Annotated in this window: 8 protein-coding genes; 7 read left to right on the top strand and 1 reads right to left on the bottom strand. The window is 39.7% G+C overall.

The window, feature by feature from the left end:
- Nucleotides 1–16 precede the first annotated feature (16 nt).
- From H8S63_RS12945 to H8S63_RS12920, 6 genes are all read left to right on the top strand, one after another.
- Entirely contained in the window at nt 17–1,543 is a 1,527-nt protein-coding gene (locus H8S63_RS12945) for a RagB/SusD family nutrient uptake outer membrane protein (RefSeq protein ID WP_149958842.1), read from the top strand.
- A 9-nt stretch (nt 1,544–1,552) separates the two neighbouring features.
- A complete protein-coding gene (locus H8S63_RS12940; RefSeq protein WP_004316104.1) occupies nt 1,553–2,236 on the top strand; it encodes a DUF4843 domain-containing protein in 684 nt (227 codons plus the stop codon).
- A gap of 17 nt (nt 2,237–2,253) precedes the next feature.
- Nucleotides 2,254–3,927 (top strand): PKD-like family lipoprotein, encoded by a 1,674-nt coding sequence (locus tag H8S63_RS12935; RefSeq protein ID WP_004316105.1) that lies wholly within the window; start codon nt 2,254–2,256, stop codon nt 3,925–3,927.
- A gap of 15 nt (nt 3,928–3,942) precedes the next feature.
- Nucleotides 3,943–6,291: a zinc-dependent metalloprotease gene (locus H8S63_RS12930; RefSeq protein WP_149958843.1), complete on the top strand. Its 2,349-nt coding sequence runs from the start codon at nt 3,943–3,945 to the stop codon at nt 6,289–6,291.
- A 25-nt stretch (nt 6,292–6,316) separates the two neighbouring features.
- Nucleotides 6,317–8,428, top strand: a complete 2,112-nt coding sequence (locus H8S63_RS12925) for a DUF5117 domain-containing protein (RefSeq protein ID WP_186927006.1) — start codon at nt 6,317–6,319, stop codon at nt 8,426–8,428.
- A gap of 115 nt (nt 8,429–8,543) precedes the next feature.
- Entirely contained in the window at nt 8,544–9,317 is a 774-nt protein-coding gene (locus tag H8S63_RS12920) for a radical SAM protein (protein WP_186927005.1), read from the top strand.
- Between the two features lie 158 nt (nt 9,318–9,475).
- On the opposite strand, the gene H8S63_RS12915 is transcribed toward H8S63_RS12920, so the two are convergent.
- Nucleotides 9,476–10,981 carry a hypothetical protein gene (locus H8S63_RS12915; protein ID WP_186927004.1) on the bottom strand — a complete coding sequence of 502 codons (1,506 nt, stop codon included), beginning with the start codon at nt 10,979–10,981 and terminating at the stop codon, nt 9,476–9,478.
- 277 nt (nt 10,982–11,258) lie between these two features.
- Between H8S63_RS12915 and H8S63_RS12910 the strand changes: the two genes are divergently transcribed.
- Complete coding sequence (locus tag H8S63_RS12910; RefSeq protein ID WP_186927003.1) at nt 11,259–13,844, top strand: glycoside hydrolase N-terminal domain-containing protein; 2,586 nt, start codon at nt 11,259–11,261, stop codon at nt 13,842–13,844.
- Nucleotides 13,845–14,215: the final 371 nt, after the last annotated feature.

The following is a 14,215-nucleotide window of genomic DNA, read 5'->3' as shown; positions in this document are numbered from 1 at the left end:
TTAAAAACCTATTTGTATGAAACAGATAATATATATACTATTAACAACAACAACAATGCTGGGACTTATGTCTTGCAGCGACTGGTTGGATGTATCTCCGAAGACTTCTATTCCTACCGACAAGCAATTTGAGTCGGAATCAGGATTTAAGGATGCGCTTACAGGTATTTATTTGAAGTTGGGAACCACGACATTATATGCCGGAGACTTGACTTATGCTTATTTGGATGAGTTGGCAGGATTATATTCCGATTATCCGGGGTATAATACAAATGCTGTTTTCGACCAAAGTATCGTGTTCGATTATGAGAACATGTTTTTGAGTAAGAAGAATGGGATTTACTCAACGATGTATAACATCATAGCCAATATTAATAACTTCTTGGAGTACGTAGACAAAAATAAAGATGTTTTAGTTACCGAACGCTATTATGAAACTATGAAGGGAGAGGCACTCGGGCTTCGCGCTTTTCTTCACTTTGATTTGTTGCGTATGTTCGGTCCTGTTTATAAAGAACATCCTGCATCCAAAGCTATACCCTACCGTATTGCTTTTGATAAGGATGCCACTCCTGTTTTACCAGCCAGCGAAGTGGTTGACGCTATTCTCAAAGATTTGAATGACGCTGAAAAATTACTGAAAGAGAGTGATCCTCTTGATTTCTTTACCGATCAGACGGATGAAGATTTTATAGATAAAAATCATTTTCTTGTCAATCGTGAGTTTCGTATGAATCTATATGCGGTTAAAGCTATGCTGGCTCGTGTATATTGTTACAAAGGTGATGCGGAAAGTAAAGGATTGGCCACAGAGTACGCTAAACAAGTGATTGCTGCCTCTAAGTATTTTACATTGTATAAATCGCAGACTGCTTCCAATTACAATTCCATACGCTACGCAGAGCAAATCTTTGGAATAACAGTCAATGAATTCTCCAATTTGCTTATTGGAAATTATATGGATATGGAGAATACCAATACTCAGCAACATTTCTATCTGGATGGAGATAAATTTAAATTCTTCTATGAAACTGCCGATGCAGGGAATACTGACTGGAGAAAAAATACGGAAATGTTTGAGGTTATTAATGGGGCAAGTCGGACAGATGTTTTTTGTAGAAAATATAATCAGAAACCTTTGAATGGCGGATATGCTTATTCCGGTGCTGACGCTATCCCTTTGATACGCTTACCCGAAATGTATTATATTGTAGCAGAATGTGTTCCTTCTGCATCGGAAAGTGCTGACGCGTTAAATACCGTACGTTTTGCACGTGGTATCTCTTATAGTGATGAAATACCGACTACCGGATATGATGACCTTGATAATACTTCGGAAGAAGACAAAAACCAGACTAAACGTATTAATGAGATAATGAAAGAATATAGAAAAGAATATTTCGCGGAAGGTCAACTTTTCTATTTCTTGAAAGCGCATAATTATAGCACTTATTATGGTTGTGGGATTGAAACGATGACTGAAGCCCATTATCAGATGACGTTGCCGGATGACGAGTATATTTTTGGAAACAACTCTAAATGATGAAGCATTATGAAACGTATTATATATTTTGTTTTAGCTATTCTTGTTTGCGGCATTTATGTAGGATGCAGTGAAAACGAGATAGACTTATATGACCAGACACCTCGTATCAATTTCTATGGTAGCACTACGCATGTCCGTACTTTGGTTGATACGGATTATGTGAAGAAAGAACCTTATGCTGTAGACAGTTTCGAGGTAAGAATACAAGGAGATTTTTTGAAAGAGAATCGTGATTTCTGTGTGAAAGTAACTCCGAATAATGATTATCAGAATTCAGTGGATGTATTATTGGAAAGCAAGTATACATATACTGACCTTGATACAGTTTGCCAGATATTCTATTATAAAATAAATCGTCCGAAAGTAGAGGCAGGTAGAAATGTTTATGGTTGTTATCTGGAGTTTGATTTGAATAACCCTCTTCATCAGTTTGATAAAGGTCTGGTAGAAAAGAATCAAATCGTTTTAAATGTCAGATGGGAGTTGAAACCGACCGAATGGAGTGATTATGTGGGATTTGGCAGTTATAGCGATGCTAAATATATGTTTATTATGGATGTATGTCAACGTGTATGGGATGATTTGGAAGATGAAGATATTGATGTAATCAAGCAAGCTTATAGAGAATATAAGGAGGAGGGAAATCCACCGATTTTAGGTGAAGAGGGTGATGAAATAGAATATGAATAAGATTAAAAAGAAACGTTATGAGGAAATATATCATCTGTATAGTAAGTTTTATCGGAGCGGCTTTATTGCAAACAGGCTGTTACGATGACAAGGGAGATTACGATTATCATGATGTAAATACGATGGATATCGTAATACCTGAAACGAAGGTACGTATGCCTAAAGAGGAAGCAGTCGAAGTTTCAATTATACCCGAGATTTCTCAGACTTTGGAGCAAAATGAGAAAAACCTTGTATTTCAATGGAAGAAAACAATCGAAGGAAAGAAAGCGGGGTCGGACAGACTTAGTGATTATAAAGATTATTCCGTAGGCAAAGAATGTAAAGTAACAGTCGAGCCTTATGAATCCGAAAATATAGGTTTGATGTTGGTCATTACGGATAAAAAGAATGGAACAACCTGGTATCAGATAGGTGAAGTTGCAATTATTCGTCCTTTAAATCCTTGCTGGTTTGTATTGCAGGAAAAAGAAGGAAAGGGAGTATTAGGAGCGATAGAGGGTACTCCGGAAGGATATTATGTTTATCCGGATGTCTTTAAATCAGAACTGAATCAGTCATTTCCGTTAGAAGGAAAACCTTTGGCGGTAAGTGCAAGAAAAAACTATGGGGATTCGTTTTTAAGTAGTATGCTGGGTTTTTTTGGTTTTAAAGTAAGTCCGGCGTTAATGGTGGTAACCGATCGGGACTTGGCCTTGTTGACTCCAAGTACTTTAATAACGAGATATCCATCGAATAAAATACTTTTTGAACCGACTGGAAAAGGGGAACCGTTGAATATCGAGCTCTATAAGATGAGTACTCATGGTGAATTGTTTGTGAATAGTGGAAAAGCATATTGTGCTCCTATGGATGGATTTTGTGTACCATTCTCAGTAAAAAAGGAAAGTGAGTTTCCCGCCATTTCCGCTTATGGTTCGTATGGAGGAGGCTATTTGTTTTTTGATTCTGAAAATCATCGTTTTCTTGCTTCCTCTATTCTGGGTTTTAGCGATTATATGGTACCGAATTCGGCTACTCAAGATATACGTAATTATGGAACTAAATGGACTGATCAGAAACCTGTCAGGACATATTTAATGTCGTCTGATGAATCAAATGTCTTTGATCCAAATAAGATTGATCCGTCTTTAGAAGTGCATGACATTGTTACGGGAGGAAACGGGGGAAATTTTGCTTATGCAATTGCTGCTCCCCATAACGGAAAAGAGCTGACTGTGTTTAAATTCAGTGCGCAAGATGAAGATCCGATTTGTGCTGCCCGGTATACGATTGCTTTACCGTCCGAAGTAAATGTAGAAACAGCAAAATTTGCAGCTTCTTACGCGTATACGGCAAACCTTATATTTATGACATCGGGTAATAAATTATATCGCATTGATCTTGGTCGCGGAAGGGCAATTGAACTTTATACTTATGAAACTGATCCGTCAGCACAGATAGTTAGTTTTAAATTTAAGGACCCTGAAAGTGTGAGAGAGGAAGATGACGATGAGGAAATAGGCGAATATAAGGAGAAACTAGGTATGTCTCTCGGGTTGGGTATCAATACTGCTGACAAAGGTGTAGTTGTCGAATTGCAATTGACAGTGGCGGGCGATGTAGCTCGTGAAGAAAACAGCATTTGTGTTTACGAAGATCCCGATCAGCCTATTGGGAAGATTGTTGATATTAGCTATAATTATGAATAGTATAAACCGGTCTTTATGCTAAAAGGAATTATCGGTGCAGTATTTCTTGCTGTTGTCTGTACTTGTCTGTACGGGCAACAGCAAAGTATTACAACTTTTATTAAAGAAGAAGCACCAGTGGAAGTTATTCCCGGTATGTTTACTACCTACCGAAGTGATAAACATATCTATTGGGAAATCCCGGATTCATTGATTGGACGTGAGTTTGCCGTAACGACAACTATCCTGACAGCTCCTGCCCGTCCGGACCGGGATATGGAAAAGAAATTCGGATATGCGGGTGACATGATAGGTCCGGTATTTTTCAGTTTCCGTAAACAGGGTGACGAGTTGTGGATGATGGATCCACAATATGAAAGGGTGATAGAAAATCCTGAAGGAACGTATGCAAAAATCGCCGCCCAACGTGGGAATGAAAGGCTTTATAAGATATTACCGATTAAAGCTAGGAATCAGGGAAGCAGCTTGATAGAGATTGGTGAAGTATTAAAAGATTTTCCTTTGTTTACTCTTGATATTGTATCTTTTGATTTATTGATAGGTACGCGTTTAAGAGAGAAAGATTATATCAAGGAAATTAAAGGATATGACAACCGCTTGTTGATACACGCATCACGAGTTTATCGAAGTTCGTCAATGAAAATACCAGGTAAGCCTGTTGCACCTCCTTATATTGGAGACTGGGATACAGGTATCTGCATAAAATTACTGTCAAAAAGACCGTTGGAGGCAGTTGCTGCAAATACCGGAGCTTATTTTTCTATCAGCAAGGAGTGTTTTCAAGGGAATCAGCCTGCTATTCGGAAATCTGTTGTCAAACGATGGCGGCTGGAAATAAGGGCGGAAGATGAAGAAAGATACATGAGGGGGGAACTGGTAGAACCCATACAACCTATTATTTTTTATATAGATCGTAATACACCGGAAAAGTACATCGACTGTATCATTGAAGCGGTGCGTGACTGGCGTCCGGCTTTCGAGAAAGCTGGATTTAAGAACGCCATTGATGCGCGGCTGGCTCCTACCGTTGAGGAAAATCCTGATTTTAGTATTTATGACAGTACTTATCCGTTCATCTCATGGAAGATATCAGGACAAAATAACGCTTATGGACCGACTCCATGCGAACCCCGGTCCGGTGAGATTATTGCTTGCCACATCGGTATTTTTTGCAGTGTCTTGAATTTGGAACAGAAATGGTATTTTGCTCAATGTGGAGCGAATGATCCGCAGGCATGGAATATAGAGCTGCCGGACTCTTTGCAATACGAACAGATAAAACAAGTGCTGACACATGAAGTGGGTCATACATTAGGATTGGAACATAACTTTCTGGGTAGTTCTCATTACTCCATCGATCAATTACGTGATAATGACTTTTTAAGTCAATATAGTATTGGTAGTTCCATAATGGATTATGTGCGGTGTAATTATGCTTTGCGTCCTCAAGATAAAGTTGATTTGAGAAACAGGAGGGTACGTGTCGGTGAATATGATAAGTGGGCTATTGAATGGGGCTATCGTATATTTCCGGGTAAAGATGCTTCTGAAAGAGAAAAGAACAGGAGCCTTTGGAATCAGGAAAAACAGAAAGATCCCTCATTACATTTTTCGGGCAGAATGGATGTAAGGGCTCAGGCAGAAGATTTGGGTAATGACCATGTTATGGTTAATACACAGGGAATAGAGAACTTGAAATATTTGTGTGAACATCCGGATGTCTGGAATGTGACGGATAAAACGTCTTTGCGTGTATTACAGGGGCGTTATGAAGCGGTATTGGAGCATTATAAACAGTGGGTACAGCACGTTTTGTCTCATTTGGGCGGGAAACGTCTTGCTGAGCCGGATGATGAGAATATTTACATACCCGAAAAAGCCGATTACAATAAGAAGGTTATGAGCTTTATACAGGCTTATATATTACAACCGCCTGTGTGGATGTTTGATGAAAAACTTACCGCTAAATTAGAAATAAACGGTAGTCGGGAGTTCGATCGCTTTTATGAAGAGCTGATGTCGGAAATGATTCGTTCCCTCCGGGAAGTGGAAAGAACGGAGAATGTTTGTGAGGATATGTTGTCTGTAGATGAGTTTTTGGAAAGCATACATAAAGAATTATTTGCCGAATGGGCTGACAATATTCCTGTAAGTGACGCTAAGTATAAAGTGCAGCTGCTTTATGTGAGTAAACTTGTTAAATTGTTGGATAGATCAGAAAAGATAACTTCGTCGAGATTATTGGTTTCCATCATGCAGGCTTTGAATAGAATAAAGGAGGAAAGTCTTGATTATAGCCATAAGATTACGGATCCGGTTGCCAAAAAACGGGCAATGTTTCTTGTAGATAGTATTTTGTTTTAATGATGAAAAGTAAATAAAGAAATTCATGAAGAGAAGAAGATATGTGATTGGTATATTGTTGTGTGTCACAGCTTTGCTTCAGGCACAGGATTCCGTCAAGTCATTTGACGAGTTTTTTGTTGCCGGGATGGATAAGATCGACGGTGTGTTTCCTGTGTATGTAGCGGAAAAAGAAATCTATTTGGAAATACCCGAAAAATATATCGGGCGGGAAATTGAAGTCAGTGGACAGATAGACCGAGGGTTTGATTTGTTGAATCGTCCGGTTGACGGACTGGGAGTAGTGCGTATTATATCTCCGGATAAAGCTACAATTTGCTTTCAAAAACCGTTTTATACAGAGCGTATTTTAGATGAAAAAAGCACATATCAGCAATCTTTCTCGTTGTCAAATATGCAACCTGCCGGTAAAAGTTATCCAGTGGTGGCCTATTCAAAAGAGCAGGGAGCTATTATTCGGATAACAGAGTATCTGATGACTGGCGATGACTGGTTCAGCTATAATGATAGTTTTATTCGTTCCTTGGTTCCGGAACTGTCGGAAATAATGAAAATACATCCTTTTAAGGAAGGTGTGTCGTTTACGGTCAGGCGCTATCATGGAGTTGAAGCAGAAAGATATATGCTGTCCAGTTCTGCCGTTCTATTGCCTGAAGGTAGTATGCCTTTGGAAGTCACTTGTGCAGTACGCTTGCTACCTCTGAAAAAAGATCAGATCCGCTTGGCAGATTACAGAATACCTTACCGGACATTGAGTTTCAAAGATTACTCGCAAAATCCTTATTGTATGGTAGAAGATTCATTGATTCTTCGTTGGGATATGTCACAACCGCTTACTTTCTATGTAGATACCCTTTTTCCGAAGGAATATTTCCAGGCAGTAAAGGAAGGAGTGGAAGCATGGAATACCGCCTTCCATAAAGCAGGTATTCATGATGCTTTACAAGTAAGGTATGCAGACCGAAAGATAATTCCGGCGGAACAACGTGCTTTTATATCTTATGATTTGAGAATACCGGGGATTAAAAGTGACTTTATCTGTCATCCTCGTACCGGAGAAATACTTTCATGTCGTCTGAATATCGGACATGGATTCCTAAAAGGAAAATTAGACGACTATCTGTTAAGTTGCGGTGCCTCGGATTCGCGTATTCTGGCTGACCGTTATTCTAAAGAAGTGGAAAAAGAATTGTTGCAAAATGAAATAACGGAAGAAATTGGATATCTTTTAGGTTTGCGCAGAAGTTTATCGAAAAGTTCGTGTGGAAAGACTTTAAAAGTTGGAGATGATGATTGCCGGACTATTTATTTTGGTTATCATCCTTTCAAAGGAGACCAAAATTGTTATGATGAACGGGAGAAGCTCCGGCAATGGATAGAGCATAATTTACCAGATCACATTCGTTTATTCCAACCATCAGGGAAGGAGAATTCTAATTCTTCATTTCCAGAAGATTATACGGTCAAAATATCGGATTTACAGACTGTAGTGAGTCGGTTGGACAAGATTGTGTATAAGGGGAAGAAATACGATAAAGGGAGTTCGCTCACTGATATATACAGAAAGGCTATTCGTCTGTATGGGAGTTATCTGATGGAAATGGCAAAGGTGGTGGGTAGTTCTCAACCGGCAGATGCACAGCGTCAGGCAATGCTTGATTTGGACAACTATTTATTTCATTCTGTTAAAAAGATAGAATGTACCTATGTAAAAGAGAATTTGTTGGAAACAAGAAACAATCTTCTGTATCCGGAACTGACGAGGTTGTTCAAACAATTGTTGAGTGTAAAGACAATTTCAGCTCTTCGATTGCAGGCGTTGCAGAGTGACCGGAAGGGGTATGACGATATTGATTTTTTCCGGGATCTTTATAAGGGGTTGTTTAATGGTTTTGATCCGCAGTCAGCCGTTAGTTATGAACAGATGGATATTCAGCTGATATGTTTGGAAGCATGGCTGGATATTATGCAGGAAGCTACTGAACATAATAGTATAAAGAAACGTTTAACGAACGAATTGCATAGTCTGCACGATAGACTGGAGGAGCTTAGCACGACACATTCCCAAAGGGAAGTACGTGATATGTATATTCTGCTTTTGAGAAGAATGGAGCAATATTTCCGTGTGGTTTCTTGAGTGGCGTTAGAGTAATAATTTGTTTGGGATGATGAAAAAATGGTCGTACAGATAGAATAACCTATAAGTTTTGGGTTATCTTTGCTATGATTTATGAATAAATAATTAGAATAAGATGACTATTATTTTTCCTTCACCCATCTTCGGTCCTATTCATTCCCGCCGTTTGGGCGTTTCATTGGGAATCAATTTATTGCCGGATGACGGTAAGGTTTGTTCATTCGACTGCATTTATTGTGAGTGTGGTTTCAATGCTGAACATCGTACGAAGAAACTTCTTCCTACCCGTGAAGAAGTCCGTACGGCTCTTGAAGAGAAACTAAAAGACATGCAGGCAAACGGCCCCGCTCCCGATGTATTGACATTTGCCGGAAACGGTGAACCGACTGCACATCCCCATTTCCCGGAAATCATAGAAGATACACTTGCGCTTCGCGACAGGTATTTCCCAAAAGCGAAAGTAAGCGTATTGAGTAACTCTACATTTATTGATCGCCTTGCCGTATTCGAAGCACTGAACAAGATAGATAATAATATCCTGAAACTGGATACGGTGGATGAAGAATACATTCATCTGTTGGATCGTCCTAACGGAAAATATTCTGTTAAGAAGATCATCGAAAGAATGAAAGAGTTCAAAGGAAACTGTATCGTACAGACGATGTTTCTGAAAGGAGGTTATCAGGGAAAAGACATGGATAATACATCCGACAAGTATGTGCTCCCCTGGATAGAAGCAGTGAAAGAAATCGCTCCCCGTCAAGTGATGATTTATACGATTGACCGGGAGACTCCCGACCACGATTTGCAAAAGGCTACGCATGAAGAGTTAGACCGTATTGTGGCTTTATTGGAAAAAGAGGGTATCCCGGCAACAGCTTCTTATTAAGAAAATAATTATATTGTACGACATCTGGATGTTGGTATATTGACCCTCGGATGTCGTACAATATATTTTAGTATAAATGAGTATTCTCTAATATAGGCCGTGCAATTATTAATGATGTTAATTGAAGCAAAAAAGGATATTTGGCACCAATATCGACTTTATAAAATACGCAATTTATTCTTCCCGCTTGTCAGTTTATAATAGAAACCGATGCAGAAATTATATAAAGGGTAATTTTGGTTATAAATTATATTACCAGAATCATCTTTCGGTTCATAATCTGGCCGTAGACGGGATTCAAATTTTTCACGCGGATAGATGTAAGCGCCATCGGCATTTTTACCATCCAGGTCGATATATTTGTAGAATCCTTTAGAAGAATCACTGTCACGTAGATTACCGTGTCCTTGCAAATGGTTTAGTCCCTGAGGTTGGTTCTCGATGCATGAACCGGAACCGGCGTACATGATGAGTACATCACCTTCCAGCGGTTTATCACAGGTTAATACCACTTTATCTTTTCCATTCAATTCTACTTTTGTAATGTTTATCCGATTGCCGGAGCGTGCTTTGTCCTGGTATACTTCAAAACCGTAATCGCGGATTTTGGGCAGGGTATTCACATCAAGAGCCAATGGCGGTACAGGTACATGAAATCGGATCTGAATCTGTCCCGTTGCACGGTCTAGCAGAATTTCTTTAGGTTGTAAGGGTTTGAAGTTCTTTCCTTTTATTTGTGTTTGATAGTAAACTTTTCCTAGCATTTCGCCGAACCAACGGTAGCCATTGGCATCAAGATGTCCTCCTCTGTCTGTCATCGGATAGATAGGGCCTGCGCAGATGATATCCTTATATTCGTTAGAAGCTTCGAGTTGGGCCATCGAAATGGCAAGTGTATCGCGCATATATTGTGCTCCTGTCTGGTAAGTGATCCATACCGGTTTTTGCTTTTGGCCATATTTCTCTACGACTTCGTTCTGCATATTGTTTTTCAGATTGATCATCAGCTTCTTATACTCCTGTCTGTCAAGTGTGTTGGGTTCATTCTTTTTTAGTCCTTTCTCCGGATTGGCAGTGCCGTAGTTGAACTCTCCCTGCATCCAGAAAATGACCGGACACTGTACGAAGTCTCCCTGTATTTCGGTAATCTGAGAGGCTAAAGAGACGGCTGTCTCAAAATCCTTGTAATGTGTACGTGTTTCCGATTCCTTTGACAGTTCTTCCACGCTGGCGCCACTGAATCCTACTGAAGTAGCGATGATTTTATCCATTTTCGTTTTTTTGAGCCGAACATAATTCACTGCTCCTACAAGCGGTGATTCTGCAAATGTTCCCGCTGATCTGCTCATCACATCCTTACCTTGGCGGAAAGGGATTGCAATATTGCCCACTAATGGATTAAGTTGCTTACGGTGCAAATTTCCGTAGTTAATCCACACTTGGTTGCTGATCATATAGTTTCCAGGTACATTTTCGGTAGACAGTGTCGGATAAGACTGATGGCCTGTGGAGAGACTCTGCCCATCCATGATGAAGTGCATATACATCTCCGGTTTCTTCTTGTTTCCATCTTTTTCTAAAGAGTGATTGTCTGCCATGGCTTCGCTTGTGCAGAAGCCGAGCAGAACGAGGCAAATTCCGGAGAACAGTTTAAATTTTTTCATTGTTTCTTTTTTTGTTAGAAGTTGATAAATTGTTTAATGCGAAAATAGAAGTGGATACTTAAAAAAGTAATCTTCCTGCTATTAATAAGTAATTAAAATACGGTTAATAAGTTTTATCTCGACATTCTGAACCGAAAATATCCGGAATGCAATTTATTAATTGTTTATTAATTGTTTGTTAATGTCCTATTTCGATAAAAATTAAGTCGGGAATCTTATTTTTGAGCAATCAATATATCGGAAAGCAAATATAATTGTATAACATAAAACTAATATCATGAGAAAAGTGAACTATATTTTAATAATTGCGATTTGTGTGATTCTTAATTTTTTGTCCGTGGTAAATGCCAAAACAACAGACCGTAATTTTCCACCCCCTTTGAGAGCTACTTATGATACTCCTGCTAAAATATGGGAAAGTGAGGCGCTTCCCATTGGCAATGGATACATGGGTGCCATGATTTTCGGTGGTGTTTATATTGATGTTATTCAAACGAATGAGCATACATTGTGGTCAGGAGGACCGAGTGAAAATCCTGGTTATAACGGAGGGCACTTGAGGACTCCTGAAATAAACAAGGATAATCTTCAGAAAGCAAGAAACTTGTTGCAACAGAAGATGATAGATTTTATGGCCGACAAAGCCGCACATTTTGATGCCAACGGTAAACTCATTACGTATGATTATGAAGGTGACGGCGAAGGAACGGATTTACGCAGATATATAGATAATATTGCCGGTACGAAAGAACATTTCGGTTCATATCAGACCTTGAGTAATATTGTCATTACTTCGAACAATACCAAGTGTCCGGATTGTGCTTACTCTGATTATAATCGTACACTCGATATAGATAATTCTATCCATACAGTCAGTTATAAGGAGAGTGGCATAACTTATAAGCGTGAATATTTCATGAGTTATCCGGACAACGTAATGGTAATCCGGTTGACATCAGATAGTAAAGACGGTATTTCACGTACTATTGCACTTGAATCACTGCACAAGACTAAAAACATCATATCAGAAGGAAACACCATTACAATGACAGGCTATCCGACTCCGGTGGGTGGAGATAAGCGTGTGGGCGATCATTGGAAAAATGGATTGAGATATGCACAGCAAGTAATGGTCAGAAATGATGGAGGTAAGATTTCAGCAGTAGACGGTATGATTAAAGTAGCGGGAGCGAAAGAAATTGTTATCCTTATGTCGGCAGCCACTAACTATGTTCAATGTATGGATGATAGTTACAACTTCTTTTCTAAGGAAGATCCTTTGGATAAGGTGAAAGCTATTCTGAAGAAGGCGTCTGCAAAAAGCTATAAGAAACTGTTGATTGCCCATCAAAAAGACTATCGCAGTTTGTACGACCGTATGAAAATTAATCTGGGTAATGTGAAGGAAGCGCCTGTCATGACTACCGATAAGTTACTGAAAGGGATGGACGAACGTACTAATTCGCAAGCTGATAACCTCTATCTGGAAATGTTGTACTATCAGTTCGGGCGTTACCTGCTCATCTCCAGTTCGCGTGAAGGTTCATTGCCTGCCAACCTGCAAGGGGTTTGGGCTGACAGACTCCAAAATGCATGGAATTCAGATTATCATACTAACATCAATGTACAGATGAACTATTGGCCGGCACAGCCGACCAACTTGAGTCCGTGTCATTTGCCGATGGTGGAATATGTGAAAAGTCTTGTTCCTCGTGGCAGATATACTGCTCAGCATTATTATTGCCGTCCGGATGGAAAACCTGTACGGGGTTGGGTGACGCATCACGAGAATAATATCTGGGGCAATACTGCTCCCGCCAAAAAGGATACACCTCATCATTTTCCGGCAGGTGCTATTTGGATGTGTCAGGATATTTGGGAATATTATCAGTTCAATCAAGACAGGAAATTCCTGGAAGAATACTATGACACTATGTTGCAGGCTGCTCTCTTTTGGGTAGATAACTTATGGACAGACAAACGTGACGGAATGCTGGTTGCTAACCCTTCTCACTCTCCCGAACACGGTGAATATTCGTTGGGATGTTCTACCTCGCAGGCGATGATTTGGGAGATATTCAATATCATGATTAAAGCGAGCAAGGAGCTGGGCAGGGAAAATGATCCGGAGATTAAGGAAATCAGCGCATCACTAGCCAAGCTTTCCGGTCCGAAAATTGGATTGGGCGGGCAGTTCATGGAGTGGAAAGATGAAGTGACGAAAGATATCAATGGAGACGGTGGACATCGGCATACCAATCATTTATTCTGGCTGCATCCGGGATCTGCCATCGTTGCGGGCAGAAGTGAATGGGATAATAAATATGCGGAAGCCATGAAAGTGACATTGAATACGCGTGGAGATGCGGGTACCGGATGGAGCAAGGCATGGAAACTGAACTTCTGGGCACGTTTACATGACGGTAACCGTTCGCATAAGCTATTGGAAAGCGCCTTGAAACTAACAAAACCCGGTGCTAATTTTGGGGGAGTATATACTAACTTGTTCGATGCACATCCGCCTTTCCAGATTGACGGTAACTTCGGGGTGACGGCAGGTGTGGCGGAAATGCTGATGCAGAGTCACGGAGGTTACATAGAACTGCTCCCGTCATTGCCTGACGTATGGAAAGAAGGTTCTTTCAAAGGTATGAAAGCCAGAGGTAATTTTCAAGTGGATGCAGAATGGAGCAATGGAAAAATAACGTCTGTTATTATTACCTCTTATTCGGGTAAGGAATGTATTGTCAAGTGCCCGGATGCAAAGAATTTAAAAGTTTCCGGTACTTCTGCGAAGGTCATAGCAGATGATATGATCTCATTCCCTACTTCCTCAGGAAAGGCATATAGGATAATAGAATAGAAATGGAACCTCTTTGGTTGTTTGGTCTCTTATATTAACTTATGTTGTTTATAGCTTATTCTTGCTTATTCATATGGTAGCATTCATAATTTCTTCTGCATAGATTAATAACTTCTCCCCATCAGTTAATCAATTCTTCTATATGTATTCGTTGAATGCACTTGAGCAGCTTCCTTGTTGCACTTATGTAACAAGGAGGCTGCTCAAGTCTGTTCGGGAGAATGCACAAGTGCAAACAAAGATATAAATATGGGGAGCAATATGCCAGTAAATAACATATTGCAAAAAATGCAGTTTTCTCATGGAAAAAAGCAAAAACAACCTATTGTTTTCTGTAAACTTTTCTTAAAATAAGGGCCTTTTTAGGGTTA

It is taken from the genome of Bacteroides sp. NSJ-39 (assembly GCF_014287315.1).
Taxonomy (GTDB): Bacteria; Bacteroidota; Bacteroidia; order Bacteroidales; family Bacteroidaceae; genus Bacteroides; species Bacteroides finegoldii.
Note: the sequence above shows the minus strand (reverse complement) of the source record. Positions and strands in the feature narration are given on the sequence as shown.

Excerpts from the sequence above, each read along its gene's own strand:
- H8S63_RS12945 (WP_149958842.1), top strand. The coding sequence starts at position 17 with ATGAAACAGATAATATATATACTATTAACAACAACAACAATGCTGGGA.
- H8S63_RS12940 (WP_004316104.1), top strand. The coding sequence starts at position 1,553 with ATGAAACGTATTATATATTTTGTTTTAGCTATTCTTGTTTGCGGCATT.
- H8S63_RS12935 (WP_004316105.1), top strand. The coding sequence starts at position 2,254 with ATGAGGAAATATATCATCTGTATAGTAAGTTTTATCGGAGCGGCTTTA.
- H8S63_RS12930 (WP_149958843.1), top strand. The coding sequence starts at position 3,943 with ATGCTAAAAGGAATTATCGGTGCAGTATTTCTTGCTGTTGTCTGTACT.
- H8S63_RS12925 (WP_186927006.1), top strand. The coding sequence starts at position 6,317 with ATGAAGAGAAGAAGATATGTGATTGGTATATTGTTGTGTGTCACAGCT.
- H8S63_RS12920 (WP_186927005.1), top strand. The coding sequence starts at position 8,544 with ATGACTATTATTTTTCCTTCACCCATCTTCGGTCCTATTCATTCCCGC.
- H8S63_RS12915 (WP_186927004.1), bottom strand. The coding sequence starts at position 10,981 with ATGAAAAAATTTAAACTGTTCTCCGGAATTTGCCTCGTTCTGCTCGGC.
- H8S63_RS12910 (WP_186927003.1), top strand. The coding sequence starts at position 11,259 with ATGAGAAAAGTGAACTATATTTTAATAATTGCGATTTGTGTGATTCTT.